This window comes from Lentzea sp. NPDC051838 (assembly GCF_040681245.1).
GTDB lineage: Bacteria > Actinomycetota > Actinomycetes > Mycobacteriales > Pseudonocardiaceae > Lentzea.
Map to the genome: position 1 here is coordinate 72,417 of NZ_JBFAYI010000020.1, position 18,357 is coordinate 90,773.

Annotated in this window: 20 protein-coding genes; 11 read left to right on the top strand and 9 right to left on the bottom strand. The window is 67.7% G+C overall.

Annotation, left to right across the window (positions count from 1 at the left end; all coding sequences use genetic code 11):
• Positions 1 to 13: 13 nt before the first annotated feature.
• Positions 14 to 883 carry a mycothiol conjugate amidase Mca gene (mca, locus tag AB0M24_RS32655; RefSeq protein ID WP_363776725.1) on the bottom strand — a complete coding sequence of 290 codons (870 nt, stop codon included), beginning with the start codon at positions 881 to 883 and terminating at the stop codon, positions 14 to 16.
• Between the two features lie 96 nt (positions 884 to 979).
• Between mca and AB0M24_RS32660 the strand changes: the two genes are divergently transcribed.
• On the top strand, positions 980 to 1,402 hold the full coding sequence (locus AB0M24_RS32660) for a DUF4307 domain-containing protein (RefSeq protein ID WP_363776728.1): 423 nt from the start codon (positions 980 to 982) through the stop codon (positions 1,400 to 1,402).
• 186 nt (positions 1,403 to 1,588) lie between these two features.
• The gene (gene greA, locus AB0M24_RS32665; RefSeq protein WP_363776731.1) at positions 1,589 to 2,083 is read left to right on the top strand and encodes a transcription elongation factor GreA; all 495 of its coding nucleotides are present in this window, start codon (positions 1,589 to 1,591) and stop codon (positions 2,081 to 2,083) included.
• A gap of 28 nt (positions 2,084 to 2,111) precedes the next feature.
• Here the strand turns inward: greA and AB0M24_RS32670 are convergent, their stop codons facing one another.
• Positions 2,112 to 2,621 (bottom strand): Lrp/AsnC ligand binding domain-containing protein, encoded by a 510-nt coding sequence (locus tag AB0M24_RS32670; protein ID WP_363776734.1) that lies wholly within the window; start codon positions 2,619 to 2,621, stop codon positions 2,112 to 2,114.
• Positions 2,622 to 2,695: 74 nt separating this feature from the next.
• Here AB0M24_RS32670 and hppD point away from each other — a divergent pair, with 74 nt between their 5' ends.
• Positions 2,696 to 3,877, top strand: a complete 1,182-nt coding sequence (hppD, locus tag AB0M24_RS32675) for a 4-hydroxyphenylpyruvate dioxygenase (RefSeq protein WP_363776737.1) — start codon at positions 2,696 to 2,698, stop codon at positions 3,875 to 3,877.
• 54 nt (positions 3,878 to 3,931) lie between these two features.
• Complete coding sequence (locus tag AB0M24_RS32680; RefSeq protein WP_363776740.1) at positions 3,932 to 4,180, top strand: hypothetical protein; 249 nt, start codon at positions 3,932 to 3,934, stop codon at positions 4,178 to 4,180.
• A gap of 62 nt (positions 4,181 to 4,242) precedes the next feature.
• On the opposite strand, the gene AB0M24_RS32685 is transcribed toward AB0M24_RS32680, so the two are convergent.
• From AB0M24_RS32685 to AB0M24_RS32695, 3 genes are all read right to left on the bottom strand, one after another.
• Positions 4,243 to 5,388 carry a cystathionine gamma-synthase gene (locus AB0M24_RS32685; protein ID WP_363776743.1) on the bottom strand — a complete coding sequence of 382 codons (1,146 nt, stop codon included), beginning with the start codon at positions 5,386 to 5,388 and terminating at the stop codon, positions 4,243 to 4,245.
• Between the two features lie 104 nt (positions 5,389 to 5,492).
• On the bottom strand, positions 5,493 to 6,572 hold the full coding sequence (locus AB0M24_RS32690; protein ID WP_363776746.1) for an RDD family protein: 1,080 nt from the start codon (positions 6,570 to 6,572) through the stop codon (positions 5,493 to 5,495).
• Between the two features lie 89 nt (positions 6,573 to 6,661).
• Positions 6,662 to 8,032, bottom strand: a complete 1,371-nt coding sequence (locus AB0M24_RS32695; protein ID WP_363776749.1) for a cystathionine beta-synthase — start codon at positions 8,030 to 8,032, stop codon at positions 6,662 to 6,664.
• Positions 8,033 to 8,150: 118 nt separating this feature from the next.
• Between AB0M24_RS32695 and AB0M24_RS32700 the strand changes: the two genes are divergently transcribed.
• The 3 genes from AB0M24_RS32700 (at position 8,151) to AB0M24_RS32710 (ending at position 10,724) form a co-directional block, all read left to right on the top strand.
• Positions 8,151 to 9,023 (top strand): SGNH/GDSL hydrolase family protein, encoded by an 873-nt coding sequence (locus AB0M24_RS32700; protein WP_363776752.1) that lies wholly within the window; start codon positions 8,151 to 8,153, stop codon positions 9,021 to 9,023.
• A gap of 91 nt (positions 9,024 to 9,114) precedes the next feature.
• Positions 9,115 to 10,335 carry an acetyl-CoA C-acetyltransferase gene (locus AB0M24_RS32705; protein WP_363776755.1) on the top strand — a complete coding sequence of 407 codons (1,221 nt, stop codon included), beginning with the start codon at positions 9,115 to 9,117 and terminating at the stop codon, positions 10,333 to 10,335.
• Positions 10,336 to 10,514: 179 nt separating this feature from the next.
• Positions 10,515 to 10,724 (top strand): hypothetical protein, encoded by a 210-nt coding sequence (locus AB0M24_RS32710; protein ID WP_363776758.1) that lies wholly within the window; start codon positions 10,515 to 10,517, stop codon positions 10,722 to 10,724.
• Here the strand turns inward: AB0M24_RS32710 and AB0M24_RS32715 are convergent.
• Together AB0M24_RS32715 and AB0M24_RS32720 are read right to left on the bottom strand one after the other, a co-directional pair.
• Entirely contained in the window at positions 10,721 to 11,134 is a 414-nt protein-coding gene (locus AB0M24_RS32715) for a GNAT family N-acetyltransferase (RefSeq protein WP_363776761.1), read from the bottom strand. The two genes, AB0M24_RS32710 and AB0M24_RS32715, sit on opposite strands and share 4 nt — an antisense overlap.
• Before the next feature lie 196 nt (positions 11,135 to 11,330).
• Positions 11,331 to 12,134 carry a Bax inhibitor-1/YccA family protein gene (locus AB0M24_RS32720; protein WP_363776764.1) on the bottom strand — a complete coding sequence of 268 codons (804 nt, stop codon included), beginning with the start codon at positions 12,132 to 12,134 and terminating at the stop codon, positions 11,331 to 11,333.
• Between the two features lie 343 nt (positions 12,135 to 12,477).
• Between AB0M24_RS32720 and AB0M24_RS32725 the strand changes: the two genes are divergently transcribed.
• Genes AB0M24_RS32725 through AB0M24_RS32735 form a run of 3 tightly spaced genes read left to right on the top strand, consistent with a single transcriptional unit; the run spans position 12,478 to position 15,737 of the window.
• Positions 12,478 to 13,842, top strand: a complete 1,365-nt coding sequence (locus AB0M24_RS32725) for a hypothetical protein (RefSeq protein ID WP_363776767.1) — start codon at positions 12,478 to 12,480, stop codon at positions 13,840 to 13,842.
• Positions 13,827 to 14,531: a class F sortase gene (locus AB0M24_RS32730; RefSeq protein ID WP_363776770.1), complete on the top strand. Its 705-nt coding sequence runs from the start codon at positions 13,827 to 13,829 to the stop codon at positions 14,529 to 14,531. Before AB0M24_RS32725 ends, AB0M24_RS32730 begins: the two co-directional genes overlap by 16 nt.
• 57 nt (positions 14,532 to 14,588) lie before the next feature.
• Positions 14,589 to 15,737 (top strand): polysaccharide deacetylase, encoded by a 1,149-nt coding sequence (locus tag AB0M24_RS32735; RefSeq protein ID WP_363776773.1) that lies wholly within the window; start codon positions 14,589 to 14,591, stop codon positions 15,735 to 15,737.
• Positions 15,738 to 15,741: 4 nt separating this feature from the next.
• On the opposite strand, the gene AB0M24_RS32740 is transcribed toward AB0M24_RS32735, so the two are convergent.
• Both AB0M24_RS32740 and AB0M24_RS32745 read right to left on the bottom strand, forming a co-directional pair.
• Entirely contained in the window at positions 15,742 to 16,779 is a 1,038-nt protein-coding gene (locus tag AB0M24_RS32740) for a PQQ-dependent sugar dehydrogenase (RefSeq protein WP_363776776.1), read from the bottom strand.
• Positions 16,780 to 16,959: 180 nt separating this feature from the next.
• The gene (locus tag AB0M24_RS32745; RefSeq protein ID WP_363776779.1) at positions 16,960 to 17,955 is read right to left on the bottom strand and encodes a PQQ-dependent sugar dehydrogenase; all 996 of its coding nucleotides are present in this window, start codon (positions 17,953 to 17,955) and stop codon (positions 16,960 to 16,962) included.
• Between the two features lie 269 nt (positions 17,956 to 18,224).
• Between AB0M24_RS32745 and pqqA the strand changes: the two genes are divergently transcribed.
• The gene (gene pqqA / locus AB0M24_RS32750; protein ID WP_166045134.1) at positions 18,225 to 18,347 is read left to right on the top strand and encodes a pyrroloquinoline quinone precursor peptide PqqA; all 123 of its coding nucleotides are present in this window, start codon (positions 18,225 to 18,227) and stop codon (positions 18,345 to 18,347) included.
• The last annotated feature ends 10 nt before the right edge of the window (positions 18,348 to 18,357 follow it).

Consider the following 18,357-nt stretch of genomic DNA (forward strand, 5'->3'; position numbering starts at 1 on the left):
CAGGGGTTCACCCCTAGACCTTAACTCCGGCGAACAGGTCGTTCTCCGGCAGCGTCGAGTCGACCTGCGAGCGAACGAGCTCGTACTCCTCCGTCGGCCAGACCTCGCGCTGCAGGTCCTGCGGGATCGCGAACCAGCGGCTGGTCGGGTCGATCTGGGTGGCGTGCGCCTTCAACGCCTCGTCGCGCACGTCGAAGTAGTCGGCGCACTCGACCTGCGTGGTCACGCGGTCCATCACGTCGGGACGGTTCGCGTCCCAGTTCGCGAGCCACTCGGTGTACGGGGACTCGAGACCGCGAGCCTCCATCGCCTCGTGGAACGCGGAGAGCTTCGCGCGCGAGAAGCCGTGGCCGTAGTAGACCTTCGGGGTCTCCCAGGGCTTGCCGAGCGACGGCTCGAAGTCGGGATCCGCGGCGGCGTCCAGCGCGGCCATCGAGATCTCGTGCGTGCGGATGTGGTCCGGGTGCGGGTATCCACCGTTCTCGTCGTAGGTGACGACGACGTGCGGGCGGAAGTCGCGGATGGCCTCCACCAGGGACGGCACCGACTCCTCCAGCGGCACCAGGGCGAAGCAGCCCTCGGGCAGCGGCGGCTTCGGGTCGCCCTCGGGCAGACCGGAGTCCTTGAAGCCCAGCCAGCGGTGCTGGATGCCGAGGATCTTGGCCGCGCGGGCCATCTCCTCGCGGCGGACCTCGATGATGTTCTCGAGCACGTCCGGCTTGTCCATCGCCGGGTTCAGAATGCTGCCCGCACCACCGTCGGTGCAGGTCACGACCATGACGTCGTGCCCTTCCGCGATGTAGCGGGCCATCGTGGCCGCGCCCTTGCTCGACTCGTCGTCGGGATGTGCGTGCACTGCCATGAGGCGCAGCTTGTCGGCCATGACCCCCGTGGTCCTCCTGTGTGAACGGTCCTGCGACACTCAACAACTGAACGTCAGGCCACATTGTTCCCCAGTGAGTCAGGAGGGCGCGGGAAAGTGTCGCAACGCGCGCTCCCCGAGGGACGCTACGGCAACAGCACTCGCAAGCCGCTCAACAAGTGGACGCGCTGGCTGTTACTCGCTGTAGCCGTGGCCGTAGGTGCCGTGGTCGCCTTCGTCGGTTACCGAAATCTCGGCACAAAGCCGATCGAGGCGAAGCAGACGGCGTTCATCCTCCTCGGCGACGACAGCGTGAAGGTCAGTTTCGAGGTTTCCCGAGATCAACCGGAGCGACCGGCTGTCTGCATCATTCGGGCCCGATCCAAGGACGGGGACGAAGCGGGCAGACGCGAGGTTCTGGTGCCCGCGGGGAATTCCGTCGTCGTCGAGACAACAGTTCTGCGCACCTCGAAGCCGCCGGTCACCGGCGAGGTGTTCGGGTGCTCCTACCAGGTTCCCGCCTACTTGTCCACGAGCTAGCGGCCAAGCGGGTGATCTGCGGTTTAAACGGCGAGATGCGGAACAAATCGCCGTCGCTGAACGTTGTCTCCGTGTTACTATTGCAGCTCAAGCACGGCCCCGGCGTGGGCCGTGTTTTTCCGTTCCGAGCCTCGGCCCGGGAACTATCTGATGCACACGCGTGCATCAGAGCAAGACGAGGAGTTGGTGACCGTGAGCGACACCCAGGTGACCTGGCTGACCCAGGAGGCCTACGACCGGCTCAAGGCTGAGCTGGACGAACTGATCGCGTACCGCCCGGTCATGGCTGCCGAGATCAACGCTCGCCGCGAAGAGGGCGACCTCCGCGAGAACGGCGGCTACCACGCGGCGCGCGAGGAGCAGGGCAAGCAGGAGGCGCGCATCCGCCAGCTGCACGAGCTGCTCCAGGCCGCGAAGGTCGGCGAGGCCCCCACCACCAAGGGTGTCGCGGCGCCGGGAACGGTGCTCACGATCCGCTACGAGGGCGACGACGAGGCAGAGACCTTCCTGCTGGCCACCCGTGAAGAGGGCGCGCACGGCGAGATGGAGGTCTACTCCCCGCTGTCACCGCTCGGCAAGGCGCTCAACGGTGCGAAGGACGGCGAGACCGTCTCGTACGAGCTGCCCAACGGCAAGCAGCAGAAGGTCACGCTGATCTCCGCGGTGCCGTACTCGGCGTAGTCACGCCACAAAACGTACGAAGGGCCGGTCACTTCGGTGACCGGCCCTTCACGCGTTCCAGCAGTGGCCGCACGCGTGGAGGCACTGGAGTCGACAAGGCGATGGAAGTCGACAGGCGGCGCACGTGCGGCACGTCCACCACGTGATCGACCACGCGCTGCAGGTCCGCGTTCGACCTCGCGACGATCCTCATGAAGAGGTCGCCCTGCCCGGTCGTCGCGTGCACCTCGCACACCTCCGGAATCGCGGCCAGCCCCTCGCAGACCTCCGCACGCCGTCCCTGCGCGATCTCCACGACCGCGAACGCCGTCAGCCCGTACCCCATCGCGGCCAGGTCGAGCGCCGGTGGGAACCCGGCGAGCACGCCTTTGTCGGTGAGGCGGTCGAGGCGAGCCTGGACCGTGCCCCTCGCGACACCGAGCCGGCGGGAGCATTCGAGGACGCCGAGACGGGGTTCGTCGGTGAGCAGCAGGAGCAGCCTCGCGTCCAGTTCGTCGACGGGCTGGTCAGAGTGCTCACTCTGCTGGTCGTTGGCCATAGATCACTGTACAAAATGTGCAGTGAAATCGCTGACTGTTGCTCACCCTGCTAGGCCGTTTCATGCTTTGAGGCATGACGCAGCAGCTTGACGACGTGAGCTACGACCAGCTCCGGCAGCTCGTGGGCTTGGTCGACTACGACGCGACCAAGGACCCCTTCCCCGTGCGCGCCATGGACGCCGTGGTGTTCGTCGCGGGCAACGCCACCCAGACCGCGTGGCTCTACCAGGTGGCGTTCGGCATGGAGCTCGTGGCCTACGCGGGCCCCGAGACCGGCCAGCGCACCCACAAGTCGTTCGTGCTGAAGTCGGGCTCGGCGCGCTTCGTGATCCACGGCGGCGTCCAGCCCGGCTCCCCGCTGCTCGACCACCACCGCAAGCACGGCGACGGCGTGGTCGACCTGGCGCTGGAGGTCGGCGACGTCGACCAGTGCATCACGCACGCGCGCGCACAGGGCGCCACCGTGCTGGAGGAGCCGCACGACGTCTCCGACGAGCACGGCACCGTCCGTCTCGCGGCCATCGCGACCTACGGCGAGACCCGCCACACGCTGGTGGACCGTTCCAAGTACTCCGGCCCGTACCTGCCCGGCTACGTCGCCCGCTCGTCCTCGGTCAAGCGCCCCGAGGGTGCCCCGAAGCGCCTCTTCCAGGCCGTCGACCACTGCGTCGGCAACGTCGAGCTCGGCAAGATGGACTACTGGGTCGAGTGGTACAACCGCGTCATGGGCTTCGTGAACATGGCGGAGTTCATCGGCGACGACATCGCCACCGACTACTCGGCGCTGATGTCCAAGGTCGTCTCCAACGGCAACCACCGCGTCAAGTTCCCGCTGAACGAGCCGGCCGTCGCCAAGAAGAAGTCGCAGATCGACGAGTACCTCGAGTTCTACGAGGGCGCGGGCGTGCAGCACATCGCGCTGGCGACCAACGACATCATCCGCACGGTCACCGCCATGCGCGACGCCGGTGTCGAGTTCCTCGAGACCCCGGACTCCTACTACGACGACCCGGAGCTGCGCGCCCGCATCGGAGAGGTCCGCGTCCCGATCGAGGTCCTGAAGGAGCACCGCATCCTGGTCGACCGCGACGAGGACGGCTACCTCCTGCAGATCTTCACCAAGCCGATCGGCGACCGCCCCACCGTCTTCTACGAGCTGATCGAACGTCACGGCTCCCTCGGCTTCGGCAAGGGCAACTTCAAGGCCCTTTTCGAGGCGATCGAGCGCGAACAGGAACGCCGCGGCAACCTCTGATGGCGTTCCCCCGGTAAGGTGCTTTACGGGGGATACACATCGTGGGGAGGTGGCATGGCACTCGTACGACGCGTGGCCGCGGTGATTCCGCTGGTCGGAGCCGTGACCACGGCTGCGGCACTGACCGGCGCCGCATTCCTGACCGTGGCGCACGCCGGCTGTGACGAGGCCGGCCGCTTCGTCAAGACCGGCGAGTCGATCGAGTTCGTCGGCGGCTGCGTCAACGGCGCCGATCTACCGGCGGCACCGACGGCCGACAACGCCGAGAACGTGGACAGGTTCGGCGGCTCCAAGAAGCCTTAGCGGCTTGCAGACGCAGAAAGGCCCCTCCCGCGCGGGAGGGGCCTTTCGCGTTGCCGAAAGACTCAGGCGAGCGCTTCGAGGAGGTCGGCCACCAGGTCGTCACCGGACTCGATGCCGACGGAGACGCGGACCAGGTCGGACGGAACCTCCAGCATGGAGCCCGCGGTCGAGGCGTGCGTCATCTTCCCGGGGTGCTCGATCAGGGACTCGACGCCGCCCAACGACTCCGCCAGCGTGAAGAGCTTGGTGCGGGCGCACACGTCCAGCGCCGCCTGCTCGCCGCCGTCGACGATGAACGACACCATGCCGCCGAAGCGCCGCATCTGCTTGGCAACCACCTCGTGGTTCGGGTGCGACTCCAGGCCGGGGTACAGCACCTTCTTCACCTTGGGGTGCCGCAGCAGCGCCTCAGCCACCAGCTCGGCGTTGTCCGAGTGCTTCTCCATCCGCAGCTCGAGCGTCTTGAGCCCGCGCAACGTCAGGTAGGCGTCGAACGGGCCTGGCACCGCGCCGGCGCCGTTCTGCAGGAAGCCGAACGCCGCGTCGATCTCCTCGTCGGAGGTGATCAGCGCGCCGCCCACGACGTCGGAGTGGCCGCCGATGTACTTGGTCGTCGAGTGCAGGACGACGTCCGCGCCGAGCTCCAGCGGGGTCTGCAGGGCGGGCGAGGCGAAGGTGTTGTCCACGACGAACTTCGCGCCGGCCGCGTGCGCCACCTCGGCGATCGCGGCGATGTCGCCGATGTTCAGCAGCGGGTTGGTCGGCGTCTCGATCCACACGAGCTTGGTCTCAGGACGTACGGCCGCGCGGATCGCGTCCACGTCCGAGACCGGGGCCGGCGAGTGGGTGATGCCCCACTTCGAGAAGACCTTGTCGATCAGCCGGAACGTGCCGCCGTACGCGTCGTTCGGGATGACGATGTGGTCGCCGGGCTTGAGGAAGGTGCGCAGCGCGGCGTCGGTGGCGCCCATGCCGGACGAGAACGCACGGCCGAAGCGGCCCCGTTCCAGCGAGGCGAGGGCGGTTTCCAGCGCGCGGCGGGTCGGGTTGCCGGTGCGCGAGTACTCGAAGCCCTCACGCAGACCGCCCACGCCGTCCTGGGCGTAGGTCGACGTCGCGTAGATGGGGACGTTCACCGCACCCGTCGTCGGGTCCGGGTCCTGGCCGGCGTGGATCGCCCTGGTCGCGAAGCCGTAAGGGGTGCTCATCACCCAAGGGTACTCACCCGGATGGCGGTCGACGGCACTAGTCCAACCAGTGAAAACGAGCCCCCGGCCACAAGGACCGGGGGCTCGTCGCGAACCGAGAGGGCTTACCAGCCCTGCTGCTGCCCGCCGTAACCCTGCTGCGGCGGCTGGCCGTAGCCCTGCTGCGGCTGCTGCGGGTAACCACCGGTGCCCGGCTGCTGCGGGTAGCCGCCGGTACCGGGCTGCTGCGGGTAACCACCCGAGCCGCCGTAGGGCGAAGCGGTCTCCGGGGCGTTGATCACGATGGACTTCATGATCTTGTCAGCCCAGGTCTGCTTCTTCGGCTCCCACAGCGGGGCGAAGAAGCCCGCGTAGCACGGCAGGCCGTCGACGATGTGGCACAGCTGGCGCACGAACGTCGTACCGCCGCCGAGCGGCTGCATGGTCTCCTCGGAGACCAGCTTGATCTTCGCGACCTTCTTGCCGATCGACTGACCGGTCTGGCCCTGCTTGATCACCGTGTTCCAGATGATGAAGCCGATGTTCGCGAGCCACACGATCACACCCAGGAAGATCAGGCCGGGTGCGTCGGACGCGACCGCGATACCGATGATCACGTAGTACAGGATCACCGTGACGACGGTCGGGGCGCCGATGTCGATCAGGTAGCCGACGAAGCGCGAACCCCACTCGGCATAGCCGGTGGGAGGCGGCGGCGCCATGCCGTAGCCGGGCGCGCCGTAGCCGGGCTGGCCGTACGCACCCGCGGCCGGCTGGCCGTACGGGTTCGACTGCGGAGCACCGTAAGGCTGCTGCTGACCGTAGGCCGGCTGCTGCGGCTGGCCGTACGGGTTGGACTGCGGCGCACCGTACGGCTGCTGCGGCTGGGCCCCGTAAGGCTGCTGCTGGCCGTACGCGGGCGGCTGCTGGGCGGGGAACCCGCCGGAGCCGGGTCCCTGCGCCGGGAAGCCACCCGAACCGGGAGCTGCCGGCGGCACCTGCCCGGGGCTGACGACCTGGGTGGCGTCCGCGTTCTGCTGCGGTGCTGCGGGAACCTGACCAGGCGAGACGACCTGCGTCGCGTCCGGGTTCGGGTTCGCCGCAGAGGGCGAGCCACCTCCCGGGACGATCTGCGTGGCGTCCGCGTTGGGCTCCTGCTGCGGCTGACCGCCGAACGGATTTCCTGGCGGCTGCGGAGCGTTCATCCGGTTTCCAACCCCCTTGGCTGGGCCGTGTGTGGGTAAGACTGACTTGATCTGGGGCGTCACGCTATCGGACGCACCCCGCTCTACGCTCAGCGACCAGCCAAGAACCCCAGAATGTCCTGTCGAGTTACGACTCCGGCAGGCTTTCCGTCCTCCAGGACGAGGGCCGCGTCGGCGTTCGAGAGCGCGTTCATGGCGATGCCGACGGGCTCGCCCGCGCCGAGTGTGGGCAGCGGCGGCGACATGTGCTTGTCGAGCCGGTCCGAGAGCTGCGCCTTGCCGGTGAACAGGGCGTCGAGCAGGTCGCGTTCGTTGACCGCGCCCGCGACCTCGGCGGCCATGATGGGCGGCTCCGCGTTGACGACCGGCATCTGCGAGACGCCGAACTCGCGCAGGATCGCGACCGCGTCACCGACGGTCTCGTTCGGGTGAGCGTGGACGAGGTCGGGGAGCATGCCGCCCTTGCGCCGCAGCACGTCGCCGACGGTCGCACCGGTCGAGTCCGGCGGGAGGAAGCCGTAGGACGCCATCCACCGGTCGTTGAAGACCTTGGACAGGTAGCCGCGGCCGCCGTCCGGGAGGATCACGACCACGACGGCGTCTTCCGGCAGGTCCTTCGCGACGCGCAACGCCGCCGCGGCCGCCATGCCGCAGGAACCGCCGACCAGCAGGCCCTCCTCGCGGGCGAGGCGGCGGGTGATGTCGAACGAGTCCGCGTCCGAGACCTCGACGATCTGGTCGCAGATGGTCTTGTCGTACGCCTCGGGCCAGAAGTCCTCGCCGACGCCCTCGACCAGGTACGGACGGCCGGTGCCGCCCGAGTACACGGAACCTTCCGGGTCCGCGCCGATGACCTGCACGGCGCCGTCCGAGACCTCCTTGAGGTAACGGCCGGTGCCGGAGATCGTGCCGCCGGTGCCGACGCCCGCGACGAAGTGCGTGATCCGGCCTTCGGTCTGACGCCAGATCTCAGGGCCGGTCTGGTGGTAGTGGCTGGCCGGGTTCTCGGGGTTCGCGTACTGGTTCGGCTTCCACGCGCCGGGGATTTCCCGCACGAGCCGGTCCGACACGTTGTAGTAGGAGTCCGGGTGCTCCGGCGCGACGGCGGTCGGGCACACCACGACCTCGGCGCCGTAGGCCTTCAGGACGTTGCGCTTGTCCTCGCTGACCTTGTCCGGGCAGACGAAGACGCACTTGTAGCCCTTGCGCTGGGCGACCAGCGCGAGCCCGACTCCGGTGTTGCCCGAGGTCGGCTCGACGATCGTGCCACCGGGCTGCAGCTCACCGGACTTCTCCGCGGCCTCGATCATGCGCAGCGCGATGCGGTCCTTCACGCTCCCGCCGGGGTTCAGGTACTCGACCTTGGCCAGCACCGTGGCCTTGATTCCCGTGGTCAGGGCGTTGAGCTTCACCAGCGGCGTGTTGCCCACCAGGTCGACGACGTGCTCGACGTACTCCACCGGTATCTACTCCCCACTCCCACTCTCCGAGATAGCGAAACGAAGCCTAGCTCTAGTCACCGCGGAGGTTAATTCGAACGGCGGTACCGACGATTACCTGGGAAAGGGGGTGTTGCGGATGATCGGACTGAGGACGCTGCGAGCGGTGGCGATGACCGCCGCGACGCTCGGCGGGCTTTCGGGGGCGCTGGCCGGGTTGCTGACCGAGCAGGGCAGACGTGCCCGGCTGGCCATCGGCGTGCTGGAGCACCTCTGGCCCGCACCCGACGGCGTCTACCACGACGACGGCCGCGACCCGCTGCGGTTCGCGCTGCTCGGCGACTCGATGGCGGTGGGTGTCGGTGTGACGCATCCCTCGCAGATGCCGGGCGTGCTGCTGGCCCAGGCGCTCGCCGAGGAAGCCGAACGACCGGTGCGGCTGTCCACGTACGCCATCAGCGGGTCGACGACGCGGGACCTGGTGCCGCAGGTCGAAGCGGCTCTTCAGGGACAACCCCAGGTGGCGTTGATCATCATCGGCGCGAACGACGTGACGTCGCGGATCGGCGTGCGGGACTCGGCCAGGTTGCTGGGCGAACAGGTCCGCAAACTGCGCGCGATCGGGTGCGGCGTCGTCGTCGGAACGTGTCCTGACCTCGGCACCGTGCGGCCGATTCCGCAGCCGTTGCGGTTCGTCGGACGGCAGTACAGCCTGCGGCTCGCGGCGGCGCAGACCGCCGAGGTGCGCAGGGTCGGCGGTGTGCCGGTGTCGTTGTCGAACCTGTTGTCGCCGGAGTTCATGGCGCGGCACCTCGACATGTTCAGCTCCGACCGCTTTCATCCCAGCGCCGTCGGCTACGAGGCCGCGGCCGGCGTGCTGCTGGCGCCGTTGTGCCAGGTAGCCGGACTGTGGCCGGGCTGGGCGGCTCCCGCTCTGCCGGTGCGATCGGCGGCGGCGCTGGCGATGCGCGCGTCCCGCGTCCCAGCTTGGCTGCAAAGACGGCACGCCTGAGTTCCGGAATTCTCGTCACGTGCGCTGGCCGGGGTGAGCGGGCGTTAACTAGGCTCGACGGCAACCTTGACTCTCAACGAGGAGTTTCGTGATGCCTGAGGCCGTGATCGTCTCCGCTGCCCGCTCCCCCATCGGCCGCGCGGGCAAGGGCTCGCTGAAGGACGTGCGGCCGGACGACCTGGCAGCGCAGATGATTCGCGCTGCACTGGACAAGGTGCCGCAGCTCGACCCCGCGCAGATCGACGACCTGATGCTCGGCTGCGGCCTGCCCGGCGGTGAGCAGGGCTTCAACATGGCGCGCGTCGTCGCCGTGCTGCTCGGCCAGGACTCCCTGCCCGGCACGACCGTCACGCGGTACTGCGCTTCTTCGCTGCAGACCACGCGCATGGCCCTGCACGCCATCAAGGCGGGCGAGGGCGACGTGTTCATCTCCGCCGGCGTCGAGACGGTGTCCCGGTTCGCCAAGGGCAGCTCCGACTCGTGGCCGGACACGCACAACCCGTTGTTCGCCGACGCCGAGGCGCGCACTGCCTCCGTTGCTCAGTCGGGTGCTTCGTCGTGGGACGACCCGCGCGTCTCGGGTGTCGTGCCGGACGTCTACATCCCGATGGGCCAGACCGCCGAGAACCTGGCGCTGCTGAAGGGCATCTCGCGGCAGGAGATGGACGAGTTCGGCGTCCGCTCGCAGAACCTGGCCGAGAAGGCGATCGCGGACGGTTTCTGGGCGCGCGAGATCACTCCGGTGACGCTGCCCGACGGTTCGGTCGTGTCCGCTGACGACGGCCCGCGCGCCGGCGTGACGTACGAGGCCGTTTCTTCTTTGAAGCCCGTGTTCCGCCCCGACGGACGCATCAACGCCGGCAACTGCTGCCCGTTGAACGACGGTGCCGCGGCCCTGGTGATCATGTCCGACACGAAGGCGCGCGAGCTCGGCATCACGCCTCTGGCCCGCGTCGTCTCCACCGGCGTCTCCGGTCTCTCGCCGGAGATCATGGGCCTCGGCCCGGTCGAGGCGTCGAAGCGCGCCCTGGCGCTCGCCGGCCTGTCGATCTCCGACATCGACCTCGTGGAGATCAACGAGGCGTTCGCCGCCCAGGTGATTCCGTCGTACCAGGACCTCGGAATCGATTTGGACCGTTTGAACGTGAATGGTGGCGCGATTGCCGTCGGCCACCCGTTCGGCATGACGGGCGCGCGAATCACCACTACCTTGATCAATTCCCTGCAGTTCCACGACAAGCAGTTCGGTCTCGAGACCATGTGCGTCGGCGGCGGTCAGGGCATGGCGATGGTCATCGAACGCCTCAGCTGACGTGGGGTTTCCCCACGGCTTTCCCTCAAGATCTGCAATTTGACGCCTGCAAGTAGCTCCGCTTCACCCGAACGGAGCTACTTGCCTGCCCCCTTTCTGCCGATGAGATGAAACGTCGCGCAACTGCGTCATCAGGCGAGGGGGAGTCCGTCCCTACCGACGAGTAAGGAGGGTCGGACATGCCGTACGTGTGGTGGCAAAGCGAATACGACCTGCAATGCCATGCTTTCTCTCGCGATCAAGCCAATGGCTCCCGCAGCTATTACGAGGCCGTCTGCGAACACTCGGTGCCCGATGAACGGGTGGCGCGGGCGCAGACGGGCGCACTCTGCACGACTTGCCTGATCAAGGTGGGCACCGACATGCCGGACGTGCGCTGGCGGGCCTAAGCCCGGCGCATTCCGATCGAGCCCGGTGCGCTCTCCACGAATCCGTGTCGTGCGTAGAGACGACGGCCGGGCGGGTCGGCCAGCAGATTGACGTACGCGTTGGGCGCGTGCGCATCGATGCGTCGCAGTAGCACGGTGAGGATCGCGTCGCCGATGCCTTTGCGTTGATGGCCTGCAAGCACCGCCATGTCGATGATGTGGAAGTACCAGCCTCCGTCGCTGATCACGCGGCCCATGCCGACGGTTTCGCCTGACTCCACGTGGACGACGTGCGCACTGGCCCACGCGCCGTTGATGCCGTTCTCGGCTTCCTCGCGGGTCCGTTCGCTCAGGCCGCCGGCCTCTTTGCGCAACCGCAGGTAGTCGTCGACGGTGGGCGGTTCCACGACGAGCCGGTACGCGGAGTCCATTCATTCCCCCTCAGTTGGGCGCACGGTTCGCGCGATCTCGATACGGTTTCAGGTTCCAGAAGCCCGTCTTCCTGCAGTTGAGGGTCGCGGCGGCGCATCAACCGCATCGCCTCGTCGAACCGCTTGCTCATGCCTGCCCCCAGAACGGCGAAGGGCGCCCCGCCGAAGCGAAGCGCCCTCCGAAGAACTCCGGATGTCAGTCCGAGTTGAAGTACGACAGCAGGCGCAGGATCTCGGTGTACAGCCACACCAGGGTGACCGTGAGACCGAACGCGATCTGCCACGCGTACTTGGCCGGCACACCGGCCCGGATCGCCTGGTCGGCGGCGTCGAAGTCGATCAGGAAGCTGAACGCCGCGAGGCCGATGCAGACGAGGCTGAAGATGATGGCGATCGTGCCGCCGGAGCGGATGCCGATGCCGCCGCCACCGTTGAAGAAGCTCAGGATCAGGTTGAAGAGCATCAGCACGCCGACGCCGATGATGGCGCCGGTGATCCACTTGGTGAACTTCGGCGTGACGCGGATCGCGCCGGTCTTGTAGACCACGAGCATGCCGAGGAACACGCCGAGCGTGCCGATCACGGCCTGGCCGATGACCGCGATGCCGTTGCCCGGCACCACGCCGTCGAGCGCGCGGCCGATGTAGTAGCTGATGCCACCGAGGAAGATGCCCTCGGCGACGGCGTAGGCGATCACGAGCGGCGGGCTCGGGACGCGCTTGAACATGATGATCAGCGCGAGCACGAGGCCGACGATCGCCGCCGGGAACGCGAGGAACGCCAGTCCGGTCACGAAGGTGATGACGGCGCCCGCTGCCACCACGCCCAGCGTGATGCCGGTCTTGGTGACGACGTCGTCGATCGTCATCGGCCGCTCGCTGGTCAGCGGCGGCGGAGCCTGCTGGTAGCCGGCCTGTTCAGGCTGGCCGAAGCCTGCGTAGCCTCCGTACCCGCCGCCTGTCGGCAGGTTACGGAAAGCCGGGTTGCTGCTGGAGCGCACCTGGTCCTCCTGGGGCGTTGCTGTACGCCGTCACGGGTACAACGAACACGCAAGGTGCCGGGTTCCCCGTCGGTAAAGGCGACTTTACCCCCGACGACGATCACACGTGCGCAAATACTGCGCTAACTCCGGAGCGTAGTGAGACAACGGCGTGTCGCGGCGTGTCACCCACAAAGTGAGTAAGCCTCGTCACATTTCAATCACGTTCACACCCAGAGTGACGAGACACTTCCCCCTCGTGGCGGCTTGTCCCCGGTGTGGGGTACCGACAGGCTCGCACGCGGGAATTACCACAGGTCAGAGGGGACCAAGATCCAAAATGGGCTGGAAACGTCTTGCCGCCGTGGCAGTGGTCTCGGGGCTCGCGCTCCTGACCTCGCCCGCGACGGCGACAGCAGTCGGCGTCAAGGGCATCGGTCACAACGCGTCAGAACGCCAGCCTCACGCCGTGCAGGGCAGCGAGTGGCACGGCTCCTACATCTACCAGGACAAGCACGTGTGGTGCGTTCAGTACGCACTGCCCGCGCCGGACAGCAGCGTGCCCTACAAGGAGGGTGACAAGCTGCGGACGAAGGCCGGCAAGGAGCTCGCGCCCGACATCGCGGCGAACATCTCCTACCTGCTGCTGCGCTACTCCACGACCAAGTCCGCCGACGAAGCCGCCGCGCTCGCCCACCTCCTGCACACCTGGACGTCCCCGGTCGACGGGCCCGTGGTCCTCAACACGGACGACCAGAAGCTCCTCGCCTACGACTCCGCCTTCTACGCCTCGAAGCTGCCCCCGTCCGTGATGGAGGCGGTCGCGCGCTTGAAGGCCGACGCCGAGGCCAACCGCGGCCCGTGGACGCTCAGCGCCACCGCGCCCAAGGAACCGCTGATCATCGGCACCGAGTCCAGCTGGACCGTCTCGCTGGTCAAGGCCAACGGCAAGGGCGTCCCGAACGCGCCGATCAACTTCACACTCGTCGACGCCACGCTCGTCGACGGCAGCGTCGGCGGCAAGGTCACCACCGACCCCAACGGCGGCCCGGTCACCATCAAGATCGTCCCCACCGGCCCGAAGCCCTCGATCGCGGCCGTCGCGGACTCCCCCGCCGACCAGCCGGTCGTGCACCAGCCGATCCCGACGGACAACATGCAGCGCATGGTCACCACCGGCGGCGAGAAGAAGCTGAACGCGGGTGCCAACGGCCAGGCGAAGACCGCTCCGGGCGCGGTGAAGATCACGAAGATCGACTCGGAGACCAAGAAGGCCATCGCCGGTGTCGCGCTGAAGGTCACGTCCAAGGACCAGACGACGCCCGCGAAGAAGCAGGACGACACCGACCTGGTCGGCACCGACGGCAAGCCGATCGTGCTGCAGACCGGCCCCGACGGCACGGTCGAGGTTCCCGGCCTGCGCACCCCGCAGGAGATCTGCCTCGTCGAGGTCGCCGCTCCCAAGGGTTACGAGGAGTTCTTCGACCCGAAGTCGCCGCCCGCCTCGTGCGGAACCGTCGCGGCAGGACAGACGCTCGCGCTCGAACTGGTGAACAAGCCGAACAAGCCGACGGTGCCGAGCACGATCCCGGCCGGTCAGGAAGGCAACACACCGGTCGCCACGGCGTCGTTCGACACCCAGCTGCGTCCGGGTCTCATGCTCGCGGTGGGTGGCCTGGTGCTGCTCGGTGCCGCGCTGGCAGGCTTCCTGGTGTGGCGCAGGCAGTGAGTCCCAAGGCTTTTCTGACCGGCGTGCTGGTGGCGGGTGTCGCCGCCACCAGCGTGCTGGTCACCACGTCCGAGACCGAGGTCGTCGGAGGACGTGCGCTCGCGGACGAGATTCCCGTGGTCGGCCCCGGCCCGGTCGCGGACAGCCTGAGCACCGGCCGCGGCGCCGACCTCACCGGTCTGATCGGCGGCGCGAACACGGCCAACGCCAAGCCCGCCGACCCGACACAGCAACAACCCGCGCCGCCCAAGGCGGGCCCCGGCTCGGTCAAGCTCCCCGCCGGCGGCACGGCCACGCTGGTCCGCCGCGAGGTCAAGGACGGCGTGCTGCCCGTGCCGGACGGGATCGGCGAGGCCACCTGGTGGGGCACCGAGCTCGCGGGCTCCGAGGGTGCGACGGTGCTGGCCGGGCACGTGGACTGGAAGGGCGCCAAGGGTCCCTTCGCCGAGCTGTGGCAGGCGCAGAACGGCCGGGAGGTCGTGATCGCGGACAGCGCGGGCAAGCAGTTCACGTTCCGGATCACCCAGATCGAGACCGTCCGAAAGGACGAACTTCCCGCGCGCGCCGTCGAGTTCTTCGGTCCCCGCGGCCCGCACCGGTTGGTGCTGGTCACCTGTGGTGGCACCTGGATCGGCGGACAGCAGGGTTACGAGGCGAACCGAGTGGTGATCGCCGAACCCGTTGGGTGATGAAGCAACCCCATCGGGTGACTAATCGTCTCCTTTAGTGTGAAGCGGTGGGGATGGTTGACCACGGGCCTGGCACTCGCGCTGGCCCTCGTGCTGGTGATGACTCTCGGTCCGAACAAGGACCAGGAGAGCCAGGCGGACTCGGGCCCGTTACCGATGGCTCCGCGCCTGCCCGCTCCCAAGGACGCCGGGCCGACGCCCACGGTGCCCGCCCCGACCGCCGAGCAGCTGCAGAAGCAGCCGTGGATGCACAAGCTCGCACCGGGTGAGAAGCCACCGCAGTTCGTGCTGTTCTCGTTCGACGGCGCGGTGTCCAAGCAGCACTGGGACAAGGTGCTGCCGATCGCCCGCCAGAAGAACGCGCACGTCACCGGTCTGCTGTCCGGCGTGTACATGCTGGCCGACCAGGACGCCAACCAGTACCAGCCGCCCGCCGGCCTCAAGCGCGGCGCCTCCGACATCTCGTTCGGCGGCACCAGGCAGGACATCGCGGCCCGCATCGGCTATCTCAACCAGGTGATCGACGAGGGTCACGAGATCGGCACGCACTACAACGGCCACTTCTGCTCCGGCGGCACGCAGCCGTCGGTCGACAAGTGGAACACCGCGGCCTGGAACGACGAGCTGGACCAGTTCAAGCAGATCGTGGACAAGGCCCGCGCCGCCGGGTTCAAGCTGCCGGACGGCGCTGTCCGAGGTGGACGGACGCCGTGCCTGGAAGGCGTGTGGGACCAGGCTTTCCCGGCGATGGCCTCGCACGGTCTGGTCTACGACACCAGCAAGGTCGCACTGGGCGTGCAGTGGCCGTCCGTCCAAAACGGACTGTACGAGTTCCCGATGCCCGAGGTGCGGGTTCCCGCGCTGGGCAAGCAGGTCGTCATGATGGACTTCAACCTCTGGTACTCGCTGAACGGCGCCCAGGAGCAGCCGGAGCGCGCGGGCGAGTTCACCCAGATCGTCTTCGACACCTACAAGTCCGTGCACCAGGCGGCGTTGAACGGCAACCGCGCGCCGCTCGTGATCGGCAACCACTTCAACGAGTGGAACGGATCGGCGTTCTCCACGGCGATGGAGCAGTTCCTCGGGTACGTGTGCGACAAGCCGGAGACGGTGTGCGCCACCTACACCGAGGTGATCCAGTGGATGCAGCTGCAGGATCCCGCGGTGCTGGACCAGCTCCGCAAGATGCCTGCAGCCCGCAACTAGCTCATCAGCCGTCGGTGGAGATGATCCGGTCGTCGTTCGCACCCGGCGAGCCGTTGTTGTCCTGGTTGGACGTTCCCAGCCACAACGTGCCGTCCGGCGCGGGAGCGATCGCGCGCACGCGGCCGTAGTTCGTGAACACGGCCTGCGGGGTGCCGAGCGACGTGCCGTTCACCGGGATCTTCCACACGCGCTTGCCGGTGACCGCACCGACGTACAGCGCGTTCTTGTAGAAGCCGATGCCGGCCGGGCCCGCCTGGCTGGTGGACCACGTCTTCACCGGGTTCGTCATGCCCGCGGTGTTGCAGTTGCCCTCGCAGGTGGGCCAGCCGTAGTTCTTGCCGGCCTCGATCTTGTTGATCTCGTCGGTCTGCGAGTTGCCGAACTCGGTGGCGTACGCGGTGTTGCCGACCCACGTGATGCCCTGGACGTTGCGGTGGCCGATCGAGTAGACGACGCTACCGGCGCGAGGGTTGCCGGCAGCGGCCTTGCCCGCGGTGTCGAAGCGGAGAACCTTGCCGCCCAACGAGTTCCAGTTCTGCGCGTTGGCCGTGTTCTGGCCGTCACCGGTGGTGGCCCACAGGAAGCCGTCCGGGCCCCACTCCAGTCCACCGCCGTTGTGGTAGCGGTTCTTGGGGATTCCGGTGACGATCGGCGCCGGCGTGCCGCCCAGCTTGAGCTTGGCGATCCGGTTGTCGCTCGCCGTCGAGTAGTAGATGAACACCGAGTTGTCGGTCGCGAAGGTCTTCGACACGGCCAGGCCGAGGAGTCCGCCCTCGCCGCCCGTCGTCTGGGCCTCGTCCACCGTGTCCAGCGTGGTCACGGTCGTGCCCTTGATCTGCTTGATCTTCTTCGTGTCCCGCTCGGTGAAGATGCCGCTGCCGTCCGGCAGGAACTCGATGTCCCACGGGATGTCCAGCTTCGTGGCGAGTGTCCGCTCGGCCAGCGCCGACGGGCCGTCCTGGGCAGACGCGCCGGGGATGACGCAGAGGGATGCGGCCATGGCAGTGCAGGCTGCCGCCACCGCGATATGACGAGCACGCATGTGTGCTCTCCTTTGGGTCCGCTCGTGATTAGTCTGCGGCGGCAGCGTTGCAGGGCGTATTTACCCAATCACACTTCGCATGGACTCACAACGGTGATCGGATGTCTGGGCACGCCCCTCGCCTCCGAGCGGGTGAGGCGAGGGGCGTTCTCAACTACCTCGGGTAGCCGAGTCTCGTGGTCAGCTGCCGTCGGCGATGTGGATGCCGCCGGGCGTGATCACCCAGAGTGAGCCGTCGGGGCCGGCGACCTCGTCACGGGTGCGGCCGAGGTTCGTGTAGATCTTGCCGCCGGAGCCACTGGTGTTGATCTTGAACGTGCCGCCCTTGAGGGAGGCCATGTAGAGCATGCCCTTGTAGGTGGTGAGGCCGGACGGGGTGGCTTCCGAGGTCGGCCACTGCTTCACCGGGTTGGTCATGCCCGCGGTGCCGCAGGAGCCCTCGCAGGTCGGCCAGCCGTAGTTCTTGCCGGCGTCGATCTTGTTGAGCTCGTCGACCTTGCTGGCGCCGATGTCGGAGACGTAGAGCTGGGTGCCGACCCAGGTCAGGCCCTGCACGTTGCGGTGGCCGTAGGAGTAGACGAGCGAGTTGAACGGGTTGCCGGGCGCGGCCTTGCCGTCCTTGGTCATGCGCAGGACCTTGCCGCCCAGGGAGTTCTTGTTCTGCGCGTTGTTCCCGTTCTGGCCATCACCGGTACCGGCGTAGAGGAAGCCGTCGGGACCGAACTTGATGCGGCCGCCGTGGTGGAACTGCGAGCCGCGCGGGATGCCCGTGACGATGGGCTTCGTGGCGGCGTCGCCGATCTTCCAGGTGGCGATCCGGTTGTCGGATCCGGTGGTGTAGTACAGGAAGAGCGTCTTGTCCGCGGCGTACGAGGGCGACACCGCGATGCCGAGCAGGCCGGCTTCCTTGGTCACCGAGATGCCGGGGATGTCCCCGACCTTGGTGACCTTGCCGTCCTTGGTGATCGTGGAGACGGTCTTGGCGTCCTTCTGCGTGAAGATGCCGGTGCCGTCCGGCAGGAAGTCGATGCTCCAGGCCTGCTTGAGGCCACTGGCGATGGTCTTCACGGCCATCGTGCCGACTTCGCCGCTCTCGGCCGCGGATGCCAGCGTGCCGCTGGACAGTCCGACCGCCAGTGCGAGGACGCCGATTGATGCGCTTCGACGAGCACCCATTGTGCTGACCCCTCAACTTTCGCGTCGTGCGGCGACGGCGAGTCCGAATCGGAGGTTTCGGACTTGGGGGCCTCCAGATACAACCACGGTGTGTAGTCGGGGGCGCATCCGCCAATCGGGTCACCCCTCCGATGACTTTAGGTAACTTTATGTACGGTCTAGACCTTGACCGGTAGGAAGACATAACGTGTGGTTCGCCGCCGCGCCCCACGGAAAGTGCCGCGTGCCCACGTCAGGGCACACCGGCCGAGGACCCGAGGAGTTGCGCCATGAACGTTGCCGTCACCACCACTGAGACGAAGCTTCCCGAGGTCAAGCGCGAGTGGGTCAAGCCCGACTTCCGCGACTTCGAGACGCCGATGGAGGTCACCGCCTACGCAGCTCGCAGCTGACGTAAGCCTT